Consider the following 21,664-nt stretch of genomic DNA (forward strand, 5'->3'; position numbering starts at 1 on the left):
GGAGACCGGCCTCAAAGGCCGGATTCCTTATCGGCTGGGCGCCAGTCGCATCGCCGCGCCGCCGCCCGGCGCCAGCCACAGGTCGTAGCGGTCGCCCTTGCGGAACGTCCGCGTCTCATAGGCGATCCTGTGGCGGGCGTCGCTAAGATAGGTCGCGCCCTCGCCATCTTTGTAGATGGTGGCATTGTAGGTCTTGCCCGGTTCCAGATAGTCGAAGTTCAACGTCACCGTCCGCGCGGTCGCGTCGTTGACGCCGCCGACATACCAATTCTCGCTGTTGCGATCCTTGCGCGCGAACATGGCATAGTCGCCCACTTCGCCTGCGATCAGATGGCTTTCGCTCCAGTCGGCCGGGACTTTCGTGATAAAATCCAGTTCCTTTGGATATTTGGCCAGCGTCTCGACAAAATCCGCTGCCATCTGGATCGGGGAGTAAATGGCAAGATAGAGGCCGAGTTGCTTCGCCAAGGTCGATGCCAGCGGGGCATGGTCCGCCCCCTCCAGGCTCAGTACGCCGGGCGTGAAGTCCATCGGGCCGGACAGCAGCCTTGTATAGACCAGCGTGGGTTCATGGTCCGGCCCGTTCGCAAATCTGCCCCAGGCATTATATTCCATGCCGCGCGCGCCTTCGCGCCCGACCCAGTTGGGATAGGTGCGGCGCAGGCCGGTATCCTTGATCGGTTCATGCGCATTGACCGCGACATGATATTTAGCCGCCGTCTCCACGACGCGCAGATGATGTTGCGCCATGCGCTGGCCGTCATGATATTCCATATGCGTTTCGCCAGGCTTGTCCCCCGGCGCGATGATGCCGCCCGCGTCGGCGACATAGCCGGTCTTGACGACATCGACGCCAAGACCAGCATAGAGCTTCATCGCGTCGTCCAACTGCGCTTCATAATTGGCGATATTGCCGCCGGTTTCGTGATGCCCGATCAAGTGCACGCCCTTTGTCTTCGCATAGGCGGCGAGGCCCGGCAGGTCGAAGTCGGGAGTCGATTGCGTGTAGCTGAAGTCGTCGCCATGGCCGAACCAGTCGCCCTTCCAGCCCTTGTCCCAGCCTTCGACCAGCACGCCGCGGAAGCCATGTTTGGCGGCGAAATCGATATATTGCTTCGTGCGGGTGGTGGTGGCGCCATGCTTCGGCCCTTCGGCCCAGCTCCAGTCGCCCCGGATCATGCCCCACCAGATGCCGATATATTTGGCGGGTTGGAACCAACTGACGTCGCCCAGCCTGTTGGGTTCGTTGAGGTTCAATTCCAGATCATTTTCGACCAGCCCCGCCGCACTATCGGCGATGCGGATGGTCCGCCAGGGCGTGTTGAACGGCAGGTCGCGGATCACCCGTGCGCCCTGCGACGAGGGCGAGAGCGTGGTGCGGAAGGTCTGGCCAGACGCGCGCTTCAGCCAATAGGCCGCATAATCGACCAGCGCGGCTTCGTGGAAGCTGAGATGCGTGCCGTCGTCCAGCCGCATGGTGATGGGCGTATGGGCGGTCGAGACAGCGTCGATCGGCGTATTCTGATAGACCTGCTCGTAGCGGTTCCATTCGCCGCCCGGAATCCACCAAGCCGTGCCCTTGGGCGCGATGTCGAACTCGGTCGTCTCGTCGGCGATCTTCATGCGGCTCAGATTGGGCTGCGCGGGCAGTTCGTAGCGGAAGCCGACGCCGTCATCGAACAGGCGGAAACGCACGTTCATCAGCCGCGCGCCCTGCACGTCGGACTGGCGGAAGCGGACCGTCACTTCATTATAGCGGTCGGTGACGAAGCGGCGCTCACCCCAGGGCTGTTCCCATCGATCATCGCCCTGGCCCTTGTCCGACCCGGCGATCGCAAAGCCGCGGACCATGTTAAGGCCGTCGGTCAGGATGAAGCCCAGCTTCGACGGCGCGATCAGCAGCTTGCCTTTGCGCGAGAGCGACCAGGTCGGGCGGCTGTCATTGTCGGTGGAGACGGTCAGGATGATCGAGCCATCGGGCGATGCGGCGGTGACGGCGGGGCGGGCCTCCTGCGCAACGGCCGGCGTCATGAAGACGAATGGAAGGGTCAGCGCGCAGGCGCGCAGCGACAGGTTCAGCATGGAGTCTCTCCTTATTCCTCGATCATCAGCGCGCCGAAGGGTGGCAGGGCGCCGGGCGTGGCGCCATTGACGGCGGACAGCAGCTTGTTGGTCGGGGCGATCTCTTCGGGCCAGGTCGCCGGTTTGGCCGACAGGTTGAACAGGCAGAGCAGCGACTGGCCGTCGGCGGCGCGGCGGAACAGCAGACGCTGGTCGTCGGCGACCAATATCTCCAGGCTGCCGTGGCGCAGCGCCGGGTTCGCCTTCCGCAGCGCGAGCATCGCGCGGGTGTGGTTCAGCAGCGATGCAGGATCAGCCTCCTGCGCGTCGACCGCCAGCGCCAGATGATCGGCACCATGGGGTAGCCAGGGTTCGACACTGGAAAAGCCCGCTTGCGCGGCATCGGCAGCCCATGGCAAAGGCGTGCGCGCGCCGTCCCGCGACAGGGTCAGCGGCCAATTGGCGATCGCTTCGGGATCTTGCAGCTTGTCGAAGGGGATATCGACCTGGGTGATCCCCAATTCCTCGCCCTGATAGAGGATCGCGTTGCCGCGCAGCGCCACCAGCAGCATCGCCTTCAGCCGTCCGAACGCCGGGCGATCCTCCGCCGCGCACCAGCGGGACAGCGCGCGCGGCGCATCGTGATTTTCGAACGCCCAGCTCGGCCAGCCCATGCCCGGTTCATCCGGCCAGCGATCGACCGTGTCAGCCACCAGAGCGGGCGTCAGCGCGTCGGCATAGAGGAAGTTGAAGCCATAGGCGCTGTTGAGGTGGGTTTCGCCCGCCGTATAGGCCTTCATCTCCGTCTCTGACAGGTCGCCGCCGACCTCCGCCACGGTGAAGATCGCGCCATATTCGTCGCAGAGCGTGCGGATTCGCTTGATGAAATCGACTACGCCGGGGTGAGACTGACTATATGTCTTGATCTGGAAATCGAAGGACCGCGTGCGCGGCTTGCCGGTGTCGGGCGCTGGCGGATTGTCGCGCAGTTGCGGGTCGTGCATCGAATGGTTGAGCGCGTCGAGACGGAAGCCATCCACTCCGCGATCGAGCCAAAAGCGCATCGCGTCCAGCAGCGCATCCTGCACCGCCGGGTTGTGGAGGTTGAGCTGCGGCTGGCTGCTCAGAAACTGGTGCATATAATATTGGCCGCGCCGCGCGTCCCAGGTCCAGGCCGGGCCGCCGAACACCGACTGCCAGTTGTTGGGCGGGGTGCCGTCTTCCTTCGGATCGACCCAGACGAACCAGTCGGCCTTTTCACTCGTCCGGCTGGCGCGGCTTTGCGCGAACCAGTCATGAAGGTCGGAGGTATGGGCATAGACCTGATCGATCGTGACCTTCAGGCCGAGCGCATGGGCGCGCGCGACCAGCGCGTCAAAATCGGCCAACGTGCCGAAAATCGGATCGACATCGCAATAATCAGCGATGTCATAGCCGAAATCGCGCATGGGCGACGTGAAGAAGGGCGAAATCCAGATCGCGTCTGCGCCGAGCCGGGCGATATGCTCCAGTCGCTGGGTGATCCCATTCAGGTCGCCGATGCCGTCATGATTGCTATCCTGAAAACTGCGCGGATAGATTTGATAGATCACCGCGCCCTTCCACCAGGGCTGATCGGTCGATGTCGTCGCAAGCGTCATGAAGGAGCTTTCCGGTTCAGGGTTTGGCGGCGCAGACGGCATAGCCGAAGGCGGGGAGAGCGAGGGCCAGGCTGCCCGGCGCTTGCGGGGTGACAGGGCAGGCGCCGATCAGCGACGTGAAGCCGCCGCTGGCCGGATCGACCGCGACAGGGCCAACATAAGGCGTCGCGGCGGTATTGAACGCGACCAGCACTTCGCGGCCCGTATCGGGGTCGATGCGCGACACCGCGAACAGGCCGGGCTTGTCCGAACTGGCGCGCAGGATAGTCGCGCCGCGCGACAGGGCTGGCGTGGCGCTGCGGATTTTCGCCAGCGTTGCGATTGCGCGATAGAGAGGCTGGTCGGTGCGGAAATTGTCCGTCCCGGTGGTTGCGTGCGTCCCGACCAGCCGTTCCGCATTATATTCGGCGACCTGCGAGGCGAACATGTCGTGCCGCGCCTGCTGATCATTGCCCGTGCCGGCGAAACCCTGTTCATCGCCATAATAGAGCGTCGGCACGCCGCGCAGCGTCAGCAACATCGCATGGCCCAGCAGGGCGCGCGCCAGTTCCTCCTCCGCGCTGATGCCGGGCTTGGCCTGACGCAGAAACCAGGCAAAGCGACCCGCGTCGTGATTGCCGAGGAAGGTCGGCAATTGCAGCGCCGCCGCCTTGCCGCCTTCGTAGAGGGCATCATCATCCCCCAGCCGCGCCAGCATGTCGGTGCCGCTCTTGCCGCTGGCTGCATCCACGGCCGCGCGCATGAAGGCGAAATCCAGCACGGCGGGAAATCCCGCGTTGCGCGTCCAGCTGGCCAGCAGCGCCGGATCATAGGCGTCGGTAGCGACTTCGCCGAAGACATGAAAGTTGGGGATTCCCTTGGCCGCGGCATGAGCGCGGATGGCGGGAATGAAGGCGCGCCAGAATGCCGCATTCACATGGCGCGCGGTGTCGATGCGATAGCCATCGATGCCGAAGCGGTCGATCCAGTCCTTGTAGATGGCTATGAAGCCTTCCACCACCCGCGGATCTTCGGTCGCCAGGTCATCCAGCCCGACGAAATCGCCATATTGCGAGCTTTCGCCCTTCCAGTCGGTGTCGCCGCGATTGTGATAATAGATGGGGTCGTTGAGCCAGGCGGGGACTTTGACCGTCTCCTCGCTCTTCGGAACGATCGGGGTGTAGGCGAAGGCCGGATCGGTCAGCTTCGCCCAGTTGGCCGCGCTGCCGTCGCGATCGCCGGCAAAGCCTGTATTGATTGGCTGGCCCGCCGCGCCGCCCCGGCGCAACCAGGGATAGGCCCCCTTGCTGCGATAAGGCGCTGCGCTGGTCGGGCTTTCGCGATATTGGATCACATCGGCCGTATGGTTGGCGATGATGTCCATATAGACTTTCATGCCGCGCTTGTGCGCCGCATCGACCAGCGCCTTGAAGTCGGCGTCGCTGCCGAAATGCGGATCGACGGTAGTGAAATCCGTCACCCAATAGCCGTGATAGCCCGCGCTTTCCTGCCCCTTGGCGCCCTGCACCGGCTTGTTCTTGAACACCGGCGCCAGCCAGATCGCTGTCGCACCCAAGCCCTGTATATAGTCGAGCTTCGCCGTCAGCCCCTTCAGGTCGCCGCCATGATAGAAGGCGCGCGAGGTGGGATCATAGCCGGTCTGGAGCGGGCCGCCCTTCAGGCCGCCCTTGTCATTACTGCGGTCGCCATTGGCGAACCGGTCGGGCAGCACGAAATAGACGATCTCCTGCGCCGGCGTGCGGGCGCGCAGGTCGGCCAGCGTGTCGGCCATCGCCAGCGGCGCGCCCACGAGAGCCGCGCCGATCCCGGCGGCTGTCACGAACAATCTCGTGGCCGTTCGACCCATAAGGGGCACCCCTCTGCTTGAACCTTTGAAAAAAAGGCCCGGCGACGACAAGGCCGCCGGGCCACTCTACACATCAGAAGCGGTAGTTGAAGCCCGCCATGAAGCGGCGGCCATAGCTTTGATAGTTGCGGATCTGGATCGATGCGCCGGTATCGACCGACACGAAGGGTTCGTCGGTCAGATTCTGGCCTTGTACGAAGATCGCCAGCCCCTCCAGCGCGCTGCCCTTCTGGAAATCATAGCCGATCTGTCCATCAACGATGGTTTCGCTCAAGGCCCGGCGCAACTCGCGCTCGCCCCCGAAGCCGACGAACTGGCCGACGAAGGCGGAACGATAGCGGGCCGAAGCGCGGGCGTTGAAGCCCCATTTCTCGAAGAAGATCGTGGCGTTGGCGACCCAGCGCGAATAGTCGGGCAGGTCTTCCGATGCGGCGCCGACGCCCGGCTTGATGCTGGTTTTGGTATAACCCACGCCGCCGGTCAGGCCAAAGCCGTCCAGCGCGGGCGTCACGATGTCGAACGGCACCGTGCCGGCGACTTCGAAGCCATAGAGCTTGCCACCCTCGCCGTTGACCGGACGGGTCAGCGTGCCGTCAGGATCGGTGACGCCCGGCGGCAGCACGACCGGCAGGCCGGTATAATCGAACGCCGCGGTTTCCCGATAGACATAGCTTTCCAGCTTCTTGGCGAACAGTTGCAGGCTGACATAGCCCTTGGTCCCGAAATATTTCTCGACATTCAGGTCCGCCGCCCAGGCGCGATAGGGGCGCAGGGTAGGGTTGCCACCCGTGCCGGTGATAACCCCGCTGGCGGTATTATAGCCATAGTCCAGGCTGACCTTCATATCCTCGAAACGGGGGCGCTGGATTTCGCGGGCGGCGGCCAGGCGGATGATGAAATCGCTGGGAAAGCGCAACGACAGGTTCATACTGGGCAGCACATCCCAATAATTGTCGCCCCGTGTCGTCGGCACCAGATCGGCCGCCGCCAGGTTCACGAAACCGCGCGACTTCTGTTCGGTATTCTGGGCCAGCACGCCGACATTGCCGGTCAGCTCGGCCGAACCCACTTCCGACTTGATATTGGCCATCAGATAGGCGGACATCACCCGCTCGGTCACCGAATAGGCCTTGGCCGGCACATCCTTGCTGGGGTTCAGCGTCTTGATATAGACGCCGTCGCTGAGCAGCTTGAACGGGTCGTAGGACAGGATCGGGCCGATGCCCAGGAAGCTCAGGTCCGTCGCGGCCAGACGATATTGCTCCGGCAGCACCAGCGACGTTGCGCCATTGGCCAGGTTCAGCACATATTCTTCGGGCGTCTTGGCCTTGGTGCGGTCGACATAGCCCAGGCCCGCGGTGACCTTCGACAGGAAGCCGCTCTCGATCTCCTTGCCGAACTCGATCTGATAGCTTTTGATCTCATCATCGATGATGCGGTTGTTATAATAGCCTTCCTGATGGCCCAGCGGCGCGCCTGCGCCCCAACCCAGCGGATCGGTCAACACCATCAGATTGGGGTCGCTATAGTCGAGCTGGTGGCTGGTGAAATGGGTGCCCTTGCCGTCGCTGACGAAGTCCAGCGTATCGGTCGCGCCATTGCCGGGACCATAGCCGGTGCCCGCGTTGGATTCGAGCGACAATTCGCTGCGGTCGGTGCGCGAATAGCCGAAATCGAAGCTGGCCGACCAGCCATCGTCGCCGGTATATTTGCCGTTGAAGCCACCCGAAAAGATCTTCGACTTGCGCTCATAGCCATGGTTGTTGACCACCGCCTCGACACCAGTGAACGTGCCTTTATTGATGAAATCGCCTTCGGCGCCGATGCTGGCGGGGACCAGCGTCGCGCCGCTCCAGTAGAGCGGAAATTCGACGCCGCGCTTGATCTGCTTTTCCTTGAAGTCGCCATAAAAGCCGTCGAAGGTCAGCAGCAGCGTGTCGGTCGCCTGCACCTGCACCGCGCCCTGGATGCCCAGGCGCTTCAACTGGGTGGACACGCCGAAAGGCTTGATGCCGCCGATCACCTTGTCGCCATCCGGTCCGTCGGCATAGCCCCAGGCTTCGAACTCCTTCGACTGATAGGGTTCGTCATTATAGGCGGCCGACAGCGACACGCCGATGCGGTCGCCCGCAAACTGGCCGACATAGGTGCCGGTCAGGCGATAGCCCTTGTCCTTACTGTCGGCATTGACCTTACCCAGATCGGTATAGACGCCGCGGGCGCCGACCGAGAACAGTTCCTTGCCGTAGTCGAGCGGACGGATGGTGCGGATGTCGACAGTGCCGGCCAGACCCTGGTTGATCAGGTTGGCCTGGGGCGACTTGAACACATCGACGCGGCTGACGACTTCGGAGGGATATTGGTCGAATTCGACATTGCGCTGTTCGCCGGTGGACGTCTGGGGACGGCCGTTGAGCGTGGTCGAGGAGAGGTCGGCGCTGGCGCCGCGGATCGCGATCGAATTGGCGCGACCGAACAGGCGCTGCGACGTCAGGCCGGGCAGGCGGGCGATGGATTCGCCGATCGATGCGTCGGGCAGCTTGCCGATATCTTCGGCCGACACCGATTCCACGATCTGCGCGGCGTTCTTCTTGACGTTGACGGCGCTCTGCAACGCGGCGCGGAAGCCGGTAACGACGATCGTGTCGCTGGCCGCATCCTGCGGCGCAGCGTCGGCCTGCGGCGCGTCCTGGGCGAAGGCGGGGCTGGCGGCCGTCGCCATGATAGCCAGAAGCGATGCGCCGAACAAACGGACGCGATGATGATGATGAGCCACTTTTATCCTCTCCCCCATGGACACCGGACAGACCCTGTTCGCCGGTGCTGGAAACCCTGGCCGCAAGCATGGCTGTGCAGCGCCACGTTCCTGCGGATGGGCCGGTCATACGCCCCGTTCGCGCCACCCGGCCATAAGGCATACGTATACGCATATATGCACAGGCCCCGACTGTGGCCGTCATGTCACGATGGGCCTTGCCCGAAAGGACGCAATTGCCTTGTTTTCAGGGTGGCCCTACCATGGCTGTGGCGTATCGACCGCGCCGGGAGAGGGATATGGGGCGCCAGCCCAGTAGCAAGCCGACCAGCTTCGACATCGCCTATCTGGCCGGCGTGTCCCAGCCGACCGTCAGCCGCGCGCTGCGCGGATCGCGATCGGTCAGCCTGGCCACCCGCCAGCGGATCGAGGCGATTGCGCGCGAACTCAACTATTCGGTGGACAAGAACGCCTCGTCGCTTCGATCGCAGCGTTCGAACACGATCGCGCTGCTGTTCTTCGAAGACCGCACGCCCGACGAATCGAACATCAACCCCTTCTTCCTGGCGATGCTGGGGTCGATCACGCGGCAATGCGGCGCGCGCGGGCTGGACCTGCTCATCTCCTTCCAGAAAATGGAGGACGACTGGCATGTTCGTTACCAGGATAGCCATCGCGCCGACGGTCTCATCCTGCTCGGCTATGGCGACTATACGCTCTACGCCCGGCGGCTGACCGAACTGGTCGATCATGGCACGCATTTTGTGCGCTGGGGGTCCGCGGGGGAGGACACGATCGGCCCGACGGTGGGGTCGGACAATGTTGGCGCGGGCCGCCTGGCCGGCGAGCATCTGCTCAGTCTGGGTCGCCGCCGCATCGCCTTTCTGGGCCAGGCGGACGAACATTATCCCGAATTTGCCGATCGTTACACCGGCCTGTGTCAGGCTATGGCCGCGTCCGGCATCGCCCCCGACCCGGCGTTGCAGGTCGATGCGCTGACCGCCGAGGATGCCGGCCATGCCGCCGCCCGGACGCTGATCGCGCGCGGCGCGCCGTTCGATGCGATTTTTGCAGCGAGCGATCTGATCGCGATTGGGGCGATGCGCGCGCTGGCGGAGGCGGGATTGTCCATTCCGGGCGACGTCGCCATTATCGGCTTCGACGATATTCCCGCCGCCAGCCTGACCACGCCCCCTCTGACCACCATCATGCAGGACATGAAGGGGGCCGGCCAGTTGCTGGTCGACACCCTCGTCGCGCAAGTGGAGGATCGGCCCCTGCCGCCCTGCACGCTGGGAACCAGGCTGGTCGTGCGGCGCAGCACGGCCGGATAGGGGCGGGTCAGTTCTGCGGCACGGCCGTTCGGCCCGGCACGATCAGGTTGAGTATCACCGCCACCACCGCGGCTGGCAGCACGCCGGACGCCAGGATGATGCGCGCGGACGCTGGCAGGTGCGACAACGCATCCGGTTCAAGCTCCAACCCGATGCCCAGCGACAAGGCGAGGCCGAAGATCAGCATGTTGCGCTGTGTCCAGGCGACCGCCGACAGCATGGACAGGGCGGCCGACGCGACCATGCCGAACATCAATATCACCCCGCCGCCCAGCACCTCTATCGGGATGGTGGTGATCGCCGCGCCGATTTTGGGCACTAATCCGCACAGGACCAGGAACAGCGCGCCGACCGTCACGACATGGCGGCTGACGATGCCGGTGATGGCGATCAAGCCCACATTCTGGCTGAAACTGGTGTTGGGCATGGCCCCGAACAGCGCCCCGATCGCCGTCCCCACGCCGTCGGCGGCCGTCGCGCCGATCAGTTCGTTGTCACGCGCCGGGCGACCGACATTGGCTTCGCAGATGGCGGACACGTCAGCGATCGATTCGATCGCGGAGATGAAGCCCATCAGGCAGAATCCCACTATGGCGGACGCGGACAGGGCGAAGCCGAAATGGAACGGATCGGGCAGCATGACGACAGGCGCGACGCCGATCGGGTCCAGCGACACCCTGCCCATGGCGGCGGCGAGGGCATAGCCCGCCAGCAGTCCCAGCAGGACCGACGCGGTCGACCAGAGGCCTCGTGCGAAAAAGCTGAGCCCCAGCGTCGTGATGATGACCACGCCCGCCAGCAGCCAGCCCGCCCCCGCGCCATAGGCCGGCGTGCCCTGCGCCATGACCCCGCCGGCGGCATATTGGATGCCGACCCGCATCAGCGACAGGGCGATCATCAGCACGACCAGACCCGTAACCAGCGGTGGCAGGGCGAAGCGGATACGGCCGACAAACATGCTCAATACCGCATGAAACAGCCCGCCGCACAGCGCCGCGGCGGTCAGTTCCGCCATGGCGTCCACCCCGCGCCCGGCGCAGATCGGAATGATGACCGGCAGAAAAGCGAAACTGGTGCCCTGCACCAGGGGCAGGCGCGCGCCGACCGGCCCCACGCCCACGGTCTGGAGCAGGGTGGTCAGCCCGGCGAACAGCATCGCCATCTGGATCATGTAGATGAGCGCGCTGGGTTCCGCCGATCCATAGCCGAACCCGGCGGCGCCCGCGATGATGATGGCGGGCGTGATGTTGCTGACGAACATGGCCAGCACATGCTGGATGCCCAGCGGAATGGCGATGGCCAGGCCGGGGAAATGATCGGGATCGCGCGCCTGCGCCGCCGTCATTCCCATCGGCTGCTCAGCGGCGGCCTGCGGTACGGCGAGCGGCGCTACGGTCATTGCGGCGGCGCCTGCTCGTAACGGTCCCAATGGTTCAGCAGTTCGTCCACGACTTTGGACCCGACCAGATACAGGCTTTCAAGCGATGCCCGCATCCCCGAATAGCCCTCATTCTCCCGCATCAAATTGTCGGCGGCGGCGACGCCTTCGGGCGGCATGGAAAAATTGCTGCCCGACCGCAGCACCATGACCCGGTCCTTGTCCACCCGGCCCGCGCGGGTGAGATAGGCGATGGCTTGCAACGTCCCCGTTTCCTCCATGGCGGAGGTGACGAACTCTCCCTTGCCGCTGGTGGAATAGCGGGTGAAGTCGTTCGCCCAGCGGTTGAGCAGCTTGCCATGCCAGAAGGTCATGGCGGAAAACTGGTCGCCGATCAGGACGAAGGGCGGTTTTTGCGCATTGGGATAGCCTTTGTAGCGCGCACGTTCCTGCTGGATGCCGACATCGTCGGGAATGACGACGTCCTTGGTCAGGGCGAAAGCCCAATCGACCAGCTTGGGGTTGAGCGCGAACACCCGGCCTTCGGTGATGGGCGGGCTCGTGTCGCCCGGTCCCTTCTTGTCGAGAGGGAAGAAGCCCGACGTCCAGTCTTTGGGAATTTCGCGCGCATCGATTTCATGCGCCAGGTCACCGTCGACGCTGTAACGCGCCCAGGCGGCCGATCCGATCGATGCATCCTGCGGATCGATGCCGGCGATCCCGGCCACCAGCCAATAGGCTTTGCCGAGGTCGAAGCGCGGGTCGAGGCCCAGCGCCATGGTCGCGTTGGCGGACCGCGCGGTGCCGACACCCGTCACGATGGCCAATATCTGGCTTTCGGGATTGTAGAAGAGGTCGTGATAGCCCTGCGGAAAGGGGATGCGCGTGTCGAGATGCCGCCTTTCCTTCCACAGCTGAAATTCGCCGGGCGCATCGCCTTCATCCGCGCCGATCTCGAACATGGTGACGATGACCATGCGCACCGGCAGCGTCGCGGCGCAGGGTTTGGTCGGCACGCAGGCGAGCACGGTTTCGAGCGGCCCTGACTTGACAGTGACAGGCTCGACGGGCGGGGTGGCGGCAGGGGCCGCCGCGGCGCAGGCCAGGATGGCGAGCGGCAGGACGCAGCGGGAAAGGGAGCGCATCGGGGTTCCTTGACAATAGCGGCAGGAGCGCTCGTTACGGGGCGCTCCTGCGATGAGGCGTCAGAATTTATAGACGGCGGACGCCTGGAAGCTGCGCGGCCGTTCCGGCAGGACGATGGTGCTGCCGAACAATTCGGTGAAGTTGGCGCGGAAATATTTCTCGTTGGTCGCGTTCTTCACCACCAGCCGCAACAACATCGGCCCGGTTTCGAACGATACGCCCAGGTCCACGGTGGTGTAGGCCGGCAACTTTACGGCCTGGCTTTGGCCCGAATAGACCGAATCGACATGCACCAGGCTGCCCGACAGGGCGAGACCGAAGTCGAACGCATAGGTCGCGGTGGCCGAGAACATGTTCTGCGGAATACCCGCGCGCTTGGAATCGCTCTTGCTGTTGATCGGCACCAGCCCGATCGGCTGACCGCCCAGGAACAGGGTGGGGTCGGAGACATTCACCAGATCCTCGATGCCGAAGAAGCTGAACAGCGTGCCGTCCTGCAACGCGGTCAGATTATAGACATTGGTGTGGGTATAGGCGCCGGTCACCAGTAGGTGCCGATCGACTGACCACCGCAGTTCGGCCTCCAGCCCCTTGGTTTCGACCGACTGGTTCACTGTGATCGACTGGATGTTAAAGTCGGTGCGCTTCTGCTTGTAGACGGAGACGGCTGCGTAGAGCTTGTTGTCGAGCCAGCTGCCTTTGATGCCGCCTTCATAGAGTTTGGAGGCGGACAGGAAGGTGCCGCCGGCGACATCGGCCGGATAGATTTCCGCGCCCTGACCCGCGATCACCGTCGATTGCTTCGCGATGGTGCCGTAGGGGATCAGGCCGAAGGGCAGTTTGTAGGAGGCGCTGCCCGACCAGGACCAGGCGCCCTTGCTGCCGCTGGCATTGTTCGCCGCCAGGCCGGCGGCAGGCGCTTCCAGCTTGGTCGTGATATTCGTCGCCTTGACGTCCAGATGGTCGTAGCGCGCGCCCAGCGTCACATCCAGGCCGAAGGCGAAGTCGAGATCGACCAGCCCCGCCAGCGCTAGGTCGCTGTAATGGCCGACGACATAATTGGTGTAGTCACAGTCGCATTCAGTCGACAGCAGGCGATCCGACAAGGCGTCATATCCCACCGTCAGGTCGACGCGGTGGAAATATTCATAGTTGAAATCGTCGCCATGCGCGAACTTGGTATAACGGACTGACGGCGACAACTGGAAGGAGAATTTGCCCGCGCTGCTTTCCAAAGTCTTGGATGCGACGATTTTGTCCTCGATCACCCAGCTGTCGTGGAATTGCGAGAAGCCATAGGCGTTCTCGTTAATATTTTCATAGCTGTCGTAAAACCACTGGTTCTTCAGCTCGAAACCACTGTCGGCGGTGTAGATGGCGTCGAAATAGAAGGTCGAACCGCGGTTGACCAGTCTGTCGTCCTTGCCGGTCAGCACATTGCGGCGACTGAGCTTCGTCGTGCCTGTGTTGGTCAGCGCCAGGCTGGGATAGGCGGAGGTGAAGCAGGCGTCGGTAAAACCGCTGGCGAAGGGGCTGAATGTGCTATCGGGGCAGGTGAAGTTGCCGAAGATCGATAGGCCGCCGGGCACCGATGCATTGATTTCCTGCTGCGAAATCTGCCCGTCGCCGCTGGTGTCGAGCGGCTGGGCCTGGCCGGTGATATAGGTGCCGTCATCCACCAGCGCCTGGGTCAGGCGGTTCCAGCCACCATTTTGCTGGCCTTTGTAATTTTGATACTGGCCGCCAAATTCAATGCGGACATGGTCGGACAGGTCGGTGTCGAAGGAGCCCTGCAGGATGGTCTGCTTGGTCCACATGTTGCGATAATAGCTGCCGTCATCCTCATATTGGCCGAACAGGCTGTAGCCGAATTCCTGCTCGCCGATCTTGAGCGGGCCGGAGACATTGCCCTTGACGACATTCATGTCCCAACTGCCGCGCGTATAGCTGATTTCGCCGCTCGCCTTGTCGCGCAGCTTGCCGTCGGCGACGCGCGCCGATTTGGGCACGAAATTCATGTAGCCGCCGGTCTTGGACGGGCCGAAGATCGGCGATGCCGGGCCGCGGACGATGTCGATCCGGTCCGATGCGCCGATGGGCGTGGGATAGTTGCCCGGATTGTCCAGGCGGCGCATACCGCGGAAATAGACTTCGCCGGGCGTGCCGCGAATGTCGAGCGCGCCGCCGACGCCGAAGAAACTGTTGGTGAAGGTGCCGGGCGCCTGTGCGACCAGATCATAAATGTCGGTGATGCCGAACCGCTCCATCTGCTCGCTGCTGATGGTCGATGCGGAGCGTGGCGTTTCAAGGATCGTCTTGTCGAAGCCGAAGATCGACCCGACATTCTTGATCGGCAATGCGTCGAGCGCGCCCGTCACCACGATTTCGGCGGTCGGCTCCGGCGCATCCTCTGGCGCGGGCGTCTGCGCCCAGGCGGCGGAACTCAGCCCAGGGCTTAGGGCGGTGCAGGATAGCAGCGCCAGCGTGGCGATGGCGGTCGATCCGGTCCGAAAACGATGCTGCGGCGCAGCTTTATGTGCGACGCGATGAAAAGGCAGATAATTCGCCATGATGAGCCCCCTTTATGATGGCGGCGAAGCGTAAATCCCCACGGCTTCGCCAGCCGGTTGTCCCTGCTGCCTGCCTCTCCCATGAAGATTTTTGATGCTGCAATGCGTCATGCTAATATTTCTGACACGCCGCAGCAAAGAAAATGTCTTATTTTTATCGTTCTTCTGTTCGGGGTCGGTCGGCCTATTATGGTCCGATCGACTTGCTTAGATTGAGCACGGTAACATCTTCGAAAATCTGAAAATCTTCCTCCAATTGAACTTGAAGTGCGGCTTTGGCGCTGGATCGTGCGAGGCTGCGGCAGCGATCGTCGGTCCACCCTGCCGTGCAAGGCGAGACGCGCGCGCCCACATGCCTGTCCGCCCAGATGCTCGTCCCGTCGATGAACGCCTGCTCCAGGCTGGTGCGCGCCATCTGCTTGAGGTCCGCATAGCCCATGCCTTGCTCGCGCGCGGCGCGCTGATATTCCTGGGTCATGTCGGTGCGCAATATGCCCTGGTCGTCGGTCGACAGCAGCGTCGGGACACCCGCCCGGCGATAGAGGCGCAGCGGGTGATCGTCGCCCTTCACCCCCAAAATCACCGCGTTGCTGGTCAGGTTGATTTCCACTGCAATATCATCGCGCGCCATGCGCGCGAGGGTGGCGACGGCGTCCTCCTCATAAGCGATGGCGGTGCCATGGCCGATCCGCTCCGCCCCGGCTTCCAGCGCCTTGGCGATATGGTGGCGCAAGGCAGCGGGCGGCACGAGGCCGAACGCCAGTTCGCCCGCATGGAGGGTGCGATGCACACGCGGATGCCGTTCCGCCAGGAAACGCAGCATCGCCATGTGCAGGTCATAGTCGCGCAGCGCGATCACCCAATCTTCCGGCTGGACGATGTTGATACCGACATAGCGTGGATCGCGATCGGCCAGGGCGAAGGCGAGGATGAGCGAGGTGAAGGCCTGCGCCGGGGGCAGGTCGCGCCATCCCCAGGCGAGATAGCGGATGGCGACGCCGCAGCCGGGGTCGGGCTTTGCGCCACCACAGGCCAGCGCCTTGCCCGCCGCCGCCTCGTTCGCATCCAGTTCCGCGATCGCCCGGTCGATGACGGGCTTGGCGTCCTTGATCGTCCGGCTGTAGAAAGCGGCCAGGCCGCTGGCGTCCAACGGCATGTCCGCCGCGCCCAGCGTCGCGGCGATCAGCGCTTGCGGATTGTGGATCAGTTCCAGATAGCCGACCCGATCGCCCGCCGCGACTTGCCGTGCAACGGCCAGCGCGCCGGCCTCAACCGACGGGCTGGTCGGACCTAATCGGTCGAAGCTTCCAAAAAATTGCGTATGGCCCGATGCGTCGTTGGCGCCCACGCCCTGCTGCACCCCCCGCGTCGACATGGCGTCGACCAGCCGGGCGAAGGCGAAGGGCGTCTGTTCGCTCATCCGCTTCACCGTCTGGGCTTGCGGGCAGGGCGGCGCGACGATGCGGGCGCCGCTGTCGTCCACGCACAGCCCCGCCTGCGCCGCCCAGCGCAGATAATCCTCCGCATAGGGCGTGCCGCCCAGATGATTGTGCAGGTCGCCGCCCTTGGGCATCGCTTTGAGGAACAGCCGCAGCGCGGGCGGGCTGTCCGCCAGCCTGTCGAACAGAGCGGCCGCGGCCGCTTCCCCGCTTGTCGTCTGCGCCGCAGCCGGCGACAGCACGGCCAGCGAGGTCATGAGGGCCAGGCCACGCTTCATTGCGGACCGGTTCCCGGCACATGATCCTTGTAGCTGTCCCAATGGCTCAGCAATTCATGCACCACCGGCACGCCGACGCGATAGTTGGCTTCGAACGCCGCGACCTGGCCAGCGCCTTCGTCGGCGACGCTTTCGACCGCCGATCGGCCTGGCGGCGGCATGGACGGGTTGCTGCCGGTGCGTAGCACCAGCACCCGCGCCGGATCGACCAGCCCCTGTTTCGCGGCGATCGCCATGGCGCCGGCCAGCGACTGGCTTTCCATGTTGGTCATGGCGAAACGGCCCTTGCCGCCGGTCCACAGCTTCACCCAGTCGCGCGCCCATTGGGTGCGGCCGGGGCCATGCCAATAGCGCACCGACCCCAGCGTCTCGCCCATCAGCACGAAAGGCGGCTTTTGCGCATTGGGATAGCCCGCCCAGGCCGCGCGCGCCTTTTGCAACGCCGGGCTGTCGGGAATGGTCACATCCTTGGTGCGATCATAGGCCCATTGCGCCAGGCTCTGGTTCAGCTTCACCGACATGGTCAGCTTGCCGGTATCGGTGAAGCCAGCGAAACTCTCGGTATTGTGGGGCAGTGTGTTGGGCGCGTCGGCGCCGATCGCGAACAGGCCATAGGGCCAGTCTTTCGCCACTTCGCGGTCGTCAAATTCGCGCAGCGTGTCGCCCTGCACCACCCAACGCGACCAGGCGGCGCTGCCGACCGATGCGATTTGCGGATCGACCCCCGATATGCCGGTAAACAGCCAATAGGTCTTGCTGAAATCGAAACGCGGATCGAGCAACAGGCTCATCAACTGTTCGGCGACGCCGCCCAGCATCGTGTCCGGGCTGCCCCAGCACATGCCATATAGACCTGCCGCATTGCGGCGCAGCGGGTGCAGCGCGCCCCTGATCGGGATGACCTCGGTCAGCTTCTCGCGCTCGGCCCAGAGCTGAAACTCGCCAGGCGCATCGCCCATATCCGCGCCCGGCTCGAAATTGGCGACCACGATGACTTTGACTGGGATCGGCTTGACCGACGGCAGCATCGGAACGGGCGGTTCGGAAGCAAGGATAAAGGACGGACCGGCCAGCGCGGCAACCGTCGCGGCCATCGCCACCAATGCCTGTCTTGCGGATCCTGCCACCGTTGCATCCCATTATTTCGCCCTGCAGAGCGCGTAGGGGCTTGACCTGACGCGATCAAACGCAATGAATCCTACGGAGTGTTGCAAAAATTAGGGTGGGTCTATGCCGGCATTTTCGCGTTTTCTGCGTTACTTCATGGCGGTTGGAAGACTGGGTTCGATCCGCAAGGCGGCGGACGAACTCAATATCTCCGCTTCCGCCATCGACCGGCAGATTTTGAATGTGGAGGCGGACCTGGGAATGCCGCTGTTCGAGCGGCTGCCGACCGGCCTGCGCTTGACCGCCGCGGGGGAGATCATGATGGCGGCGGGAGGGCGCTGGCAAAAGAATTTGAGCGACGTGCGCGCCCAGATAGAGGATTTGCGCGGCCTCAAGCGCGGCCATGTCGATATCGCCATCATCGACGCGCTGGCCAAAGGCTATATTCCCGGCGCGATCCGCGCGATTCAGAGCCGATATCCGGGCATCACCATCGGCGTGCGGGTGCTGGAAAACGACCGGGTGCGCGACGCCATCGCCAGCGGCGAAGCGGATTTCGGCATATTGTTCGAACCGCAATCCTATCGCGACCTGACCGTGCGCTCCTTTGTCGAGGTCGTCCTGGGCTTCCTCACGCCCGCTGGCCATCCTTTTGGCGACCAGCGCGAAGCGCGTTTCTCCGCCTGCGCCGGATCACCGTTGATCGTCCCGGCCGAGCCTCTGGCGGTGTGCCAGCAGATCGCCGTGCTGGAAGGGACCAGCGGCCTCCAGATCGATCGCACGGCTAGTTCCGACAATATCCAGATGATCACCTCGCTGGTCATGCAAGGCGTAGGCATCGGCATATTGACCTCGCTCGACGTGATCACGGAAGTGCAGCGCGGCACCCTTTCCTTCACCCGCATTGCCGATCCGATCCTGCGGCCGATGACGCTGGCGCTCTGCACCGCGGCGGCGCGCACCCCTTCCTATGCGGCGGGGATCGTGCTGGGCGAGATAGAGAGCGGCTTTGCGCAACTCAGCTATCCCGTTTCGATCGAGCGCGCCGACCTCTGATCCGACTCGCAGCCGATTGCCCCCTTGGCACGGGCGGGATAATCGGCATGGTCATGTCCATTCCCTGCCAACTGGATTCGCTTTTCATGAGCAGCACCGCTGAACCCGAACTTTTCTACATCGGCTATGACGCCTTCCTGGCCGACGTGCAGACCGTCGCGCGCCAGGTGGGGGAGGGCGACTGGACGCCCGACTTCATCATCGGCATCGGGCGCGGCGGGCTGGTTCCGGCCGTCTATATCTCGCACCAGCTCAAGCTGCCGATGCTTTCCATCGACCATAGCAGCAAGGTGCCCGGCTTTGCCGACGAATTGCTGGGCAAGGTCGCGGCCAAGAGCGCGGCAGGGGTAAAGCTGCTGTTCGTCGATGACATCAACGACAGCGGCGGCACGATCGACTATATCCGCCGCCTGCTGGCCGACAATCGCTGCGATGCTGGCAACCTGCGCTTCGCCGTGCTGATGTCCAACAGCCGGTCGCGGCAGACGGTCGATTATTGGGCGAGCATGATCGATCGCGACAGCGACAAGCGCTGGTTCGTCTTCCCCTGGGAATCGGTCGGCGCCAGCGACGATATCGTGGAGGAGGCGCTGTCCGTGCCTGAGCGCCTGTCCTGAGCGGGGACAAGAGCGTCCGCGACGGGCGGATGCGGATCTGCGTGTTTCTCGGTTCGTCGCCGGGGCGGCTGCCCGTCTATCGTGAGGCGGCGGAACAGTTCGGGACCCTGCTGGCGCAGCGCGGCATCGGCCTGGTCTATGGCGGCGGCACGGTCGGGCTGATGGGCGTGGTCGCCGATGCGGCCTGCGCCGCGGGCGGCGAAGTGATCGGCGTCATCCCCGAAGCGTTGCGCGCGCGCGAGCATGACCATCAGGGGATCAGCGAACTGCATGTCGTCCAGACCATGCATGAGCGCAAGGCGCTGATGGCGAAGCTGGCGGACGGATTCGTGACGCTGCCAGGCGGCATCGGCACGTTCGAGGAGATGTTCGAGGCGTGGTGCTGGTCGCAGCTGGGCTATCATGAAAAGCCAGTCGGGATGCTGGACGTCAACGGCTTCTACAGTGGCATGTCGGGCTTCATCGATCATGTCGTGGCGGAAGGTTTCCTCAAGCCCGAACATCGCGCCATGCTGCTGATCGAGCGCGACCCCTCAGTGATGCTCGACCGCATCGCGCAATATCTGCCGCCCCGGACAGAACATTGGCTGGGCGACGGTGATGTTTAGGCAATAACGCGAAAGGAGCGGACTAGACATTATCCGCCAGCCATTTGGCCAGCCGTTCCAGATTCGACGCCACCGCCTCTTCCGGCAGGAACGAGCCGGTAAAACTGTTGCGCGCCAGTGTCGCCAGCTGATCCCGGTTCAGCCCGCGCGCGGCCGCCACCGCACGGTAATTGTCCGCGATATAGCCGCCGAAATAGGCCGGATCGTCCGAATTGATCGTGGCTTTCAGGCCCAGCGCCAGCATGTGGTCGATCGGATGATCTTCGATCGCATCGATCACGCAGAGTTTGAGGTTGGACAACGGGCAGACGGTGAGCGTCATGCCTTCGCGCGCCAGTCGTTCGACCAGCGCCTTGTCTTCAAGCGCCCGGTTGCCATGGTCGATCCGATCGACCTTCAACAGATCAAGGGCCTCATAAACATAGGCGGGCGGCCCTTCCTCCCCCGCATGGGCGACCAGTTTCAGTCCCTTATCCCGCGCTGCTTGAAAGACGCGCGCGAATTTTTCAGGCGGATGGCCCATTTCCGAGGAATCGAGGCCCACCGCTGCGATCCGGTCGAGCCAGGGTTCGGCTTCCGCCAGCGTCGCGAACGCCTCCTCCTCGCTCAGATGGCGCAGGAAGCTGAGGATCAGCAGGCTGGTCATGCCATGACGCGCCTCTGCTTCGGCACAAGCGGACAACAGCCCCTCGATCACCGCAGCGAAGGGGATGCCGCGCGCGGTGTGCGTCTGCGGATCGAACATGATCTCGGCATGGACCACGCCGTCGGCCGCCGCGCGATCGAAATAGGCGGCGGCAAGGTCATGGAAATCCTGTCGCGTCCGCAGCACGTCGGCACCGGCATAATAGATGTCAAGGAAATCCTGGAGATTGCCGAACGCATAAGCGGCGCGCACCGCCTCCACATCCGCATAGGGGATCGCGATTCCATTGCGTCGGGCGAGGGCGAACATCAGGTCCGGCTCCAGGCTGCCTTCGATATGCAGATGGAGTTCGGCCTTAGGCAGGCCAGCGATGAAGGTGTCGAGATCGGTCATGGCATGGTCCATAAAAAGCGCACCATGTTCCCGCGCAGGCGGGAACACGGGGTTGTCATAGGCTGGGTCGCGCGCATCAGATCGATCGCACCCATTCCGGCAAGTCGCCCAGCCGGTCGAGCATATGGAAGCAGGGATGGTCGTCCGGCACCCGGCCCATTTCATGCGCCCAGGCCCCTTCCTGCGGGATATAGGCGGCCCAGGCGCCTGCCTCCAGCGCGGGGTTGATATCCGACCGCAGCGAATCGCCGGCCATCACCGCCTGGTCCGCAGCAACGCCATATTGAGCGAAGATGCGGGTGAAGGTGTCCGGCCTCTTGTCGCTGACGATCTCGATCCCGCTGAACAGGTCGCCCAGGCCCGACGCCGCCAGCTTGCTTTCTTGGTGCAGCAGGTCGCCCTTCGTCACCAGCACGACCTTGCCCAGATGTGACAACGCCTCCAGCGTCTCCAGCACATCATCGAACAGCTCGACCGGATGGGCGAGCAAGGTGCGCCCGGCCGCCAGGATGTCGGACACCAATGACTTGGAGAGATTGTCGCCCGCCAGTTCCACCGCCGTCTCGATCATCGACAGGGTGAAGCCCTTGGCGCCATAGCCATAAAGTTTGAGGTTGCGCGTCTCGCAGGCGATCAGCCGGTCGCGCGTGACTTCATCGTCGGCGAAAGGTTGCAACATCGCCACCAGCGCTTCTTCGGTGGCATTGAAATGGCGCATATTGTGCCAGAGCGTGTCGTCGGCATCGAGGCAGATAAGCTTGATCGTCATCGTCTTTCCATCATGCGCGCC

The 21,664-nt window shown here is 63.7% G+C and carries 15 protein-coding genes; 4 read left to right on the top strand and 11 right to left on the bottom strand.

Features of this window, described 5'->3' with window-relative positions; genetic code table 11:
* Window positions 1–27 precede the first annotated feature (27 nt).
* The 4 genes from V473_RS17570 to V473_RS17585 all read right to left on the bottom strand — a co-directional run bounded on the left by V473_RS17570 (window position 28) and on the right by V473_RS17585 (window position 8,323).
* Window positions 28–2,082 (bottom strand): glycoside hydrolase family 97 protein, encoded by a 2,055-nt coding sequence (locus V473_RS17570; protein ID WP_066608057.1) that lies wholly within the window; start codon window positions 2,080–2,082, stop codon window positions 28–30.
* A gap of 11 nt (window positions 2,083–2,093) precedes the next feature.
* Entirely contained in the window at window positions 2,094–3,701 is a 1,608-nt protein-coding gene (locus V473_RS17575) for an alpha-amylase family glycosyl hydrolase (RefSeq protein WP_066608734.1), read from the bottom strand.
* Between the two features lie 16 nt (window positions 3,702–3,717).
* On the bottom strand, window positions 3,718–5,547 hold the full coding sequence (locus V473_RS17580) for an alpha-amylase family glycosyl hydrolase (protein ID WP_082679192.1): 1,830 nt from the start codon (window positions 5,545–5,547) through the stop codon (window positions 3,718–3,720).
* 73 nt (window positions 5,548–5,620) lie between these two features.
* Window positions 5,621–8,323 (bottom strand): TonB-dependent receptor, encoded by a 2,703-nt coding sequence (locus V473_RS17585; RefSeq protein WP_244884473.1) that lies wholly within the window; start codon window positions 8,321–8,323, stop codon window positions 5,621–5,623.
* Window positions 8,324–8,601: 278 nt separating this feature from the next.
* Between V473_RS17585 and V473_RS17590 the strand changes: the two genes are divergently transcribed.
* Window positions 8,602–9,636 (top strand): LacI family DNA-binding transcriptional regulator, encoded by a 1,035-nt coding sequence (locus V473_RS17590; RefSeq protein WP_066608061.1) that lies wholly within the window; start codon window positions 8,602–8,604, stop codon window positions 9,634–9,636.
* 7 nt (window positions 9,637–9,643) lie between these two features.
* On the opposite strand, the gene V473_RS17595 is transcribed toward V473_RS17590, so the two are convergent.
* The 5 genes from V473_RS17595 to V473_RS17615 form a co-directional block, all read right to left on the bottom strand.
* Window positions 9,644–11,035, bottom strand: a complete 1,392-nt coding sequence (locus V473_RS17595; RefSeq protein WP_066608064.1) for a uracil-xanthine permease family protein — start codon at window positions 11,033–11,035, stop codon at window positions 9,644–9,646.
* The gene (locus tag V473_RS17600; protein ID WP_148648438.1) at window positions 11,032–12,159 is read right to left on the bottom strand and encodes a purine nucleoside permease; all 1,128 of its coding nucleotides are present in this window, start codon (window positions 12,157–12,159) and stop codon (window positions 11,032–11,034) included. Before V473_RS17600 ends, V473_RS17595 begins: the two co-directional genes overlap by 4 nt.
* A 60-nt stretch (window positions 12,160–12,219) precedes the next feature.
* Window positions 12,220–14,730, bottom strand: a complete 2,511-nt coding sequence (locus tag V473_RS17605; protein ID WP_066608067.1) for a TonB-dependent siderophore receptor — start codon at window positions 14,728–14,730, stop codon at window positions 12,220–12,222.
* 187 nt (window positions 14,731–14,917) lie between these two features.
* Entirely contained in the window at window positions 14,918–16,447 is a 1,530-nt protein-coding gene (locus V473_RS17610; protein WP_066608070.1) for an adenosine deaminase family protein, read from the bottom strand.
* On the bottom strand, window positions 16,444–17,574 hold the full coding sequence (locus V473_RS17615) for a purine-nucleoside phosphorylase (protein ID WP_244884474.1): 1,131 nt from the start codon (window positions 17,572–17,574) through the stop codon (window positions 16,444–16,446). The genes V473_RS17610 and V473_RS17615 overlap by 4 nt, the downstream gene beginning before the upstream one ends.
* 103 nt (window positions 17,575–17,677) lie before the next feature.
* On the opposite strand from V473_RS17615, the gene V473_RS17620 reads away from it, so the two are divergent.
* The 3 genes from V473_RS17620 to V473_RS17630 all read left to right on the top strand — a co-directional run bounded on the left by V473_RS17620 (window position 17,678) and on the right by V473_RS17630 (window position 19,835).
* Complete coding sequence (locus V473_RS17620; protein ID WP_066608076.1) at window positions 17,678–18,610, top strand: LysR family transcriptional regulator; 933 nt, start codon at window positions 17,678–17,680, stop codon at window positions 18,608–18,610.
* 86 nt (window positions 18,611–18,696) lie between these two features.
* Window positions 18,697–19,227 (top strand): phosphoribosyltransferase, encoded by a 531-nt coding sequence (locus tag V473_RS17625; RefSeq protein ID WP_066608741.1) that lies wholly within the window; start codon window positions 18,697–18,699, stop codon window positions 19,225–19,227.
* 29 nt (window positions 19,228–19,256) lie between these two features.
* Complete coding sequence (locus V473_RS17630; protein ID WP_066608079.1) at window positions 19,257–19,835, top strand: LOG family protein; 579 nt, start codon at window positions 19,257–19,259, stop codon at window positions 19,833–19,835.
* A gap of 22 nt (window positions 19,836–19,857) precedes the next feature.
* Here the strand turns inward: V473_RS17630 and V473_RS17635 are convergent, their stop codons facing one another.
* On the bottom strand, window positions 19,858–20,874 hold the full coding sequence (locus V473_RS17635) for an adenosine deaminase (protein WP_066608744.1): 1,017 nt from the start codon (window positions 20,872–20,874) through the stop codon (window positions 19,858–19,860).
* 76 nt (window positions 20,875–20,950) lie between these two features.
* A complete protein-coding gene (locus tag V473_RS17640; RefSeq protein WP_066608745.1) occupies window positions 20,951–21,643 on the bottom strand; it encodes an HAD family hydrolase in 693 nt (230 codons plus the stop codon).
* Between the last annotated feature and the right edge of the window lie 21 nt (window positions 21,644–21,664).

Source organism: Sphingobium cupriresistens LL01 (genome assembly GCF_001046645.1).
In the GTDB taxonomy this organism is placed as follows: domain Bacteria; phylum Pseudomonadota; class Alphaproteobacteria; order Sphingomonadales; family Sphingomonadaceae; genus Sphingobium; species Sphingobium cupriresistens.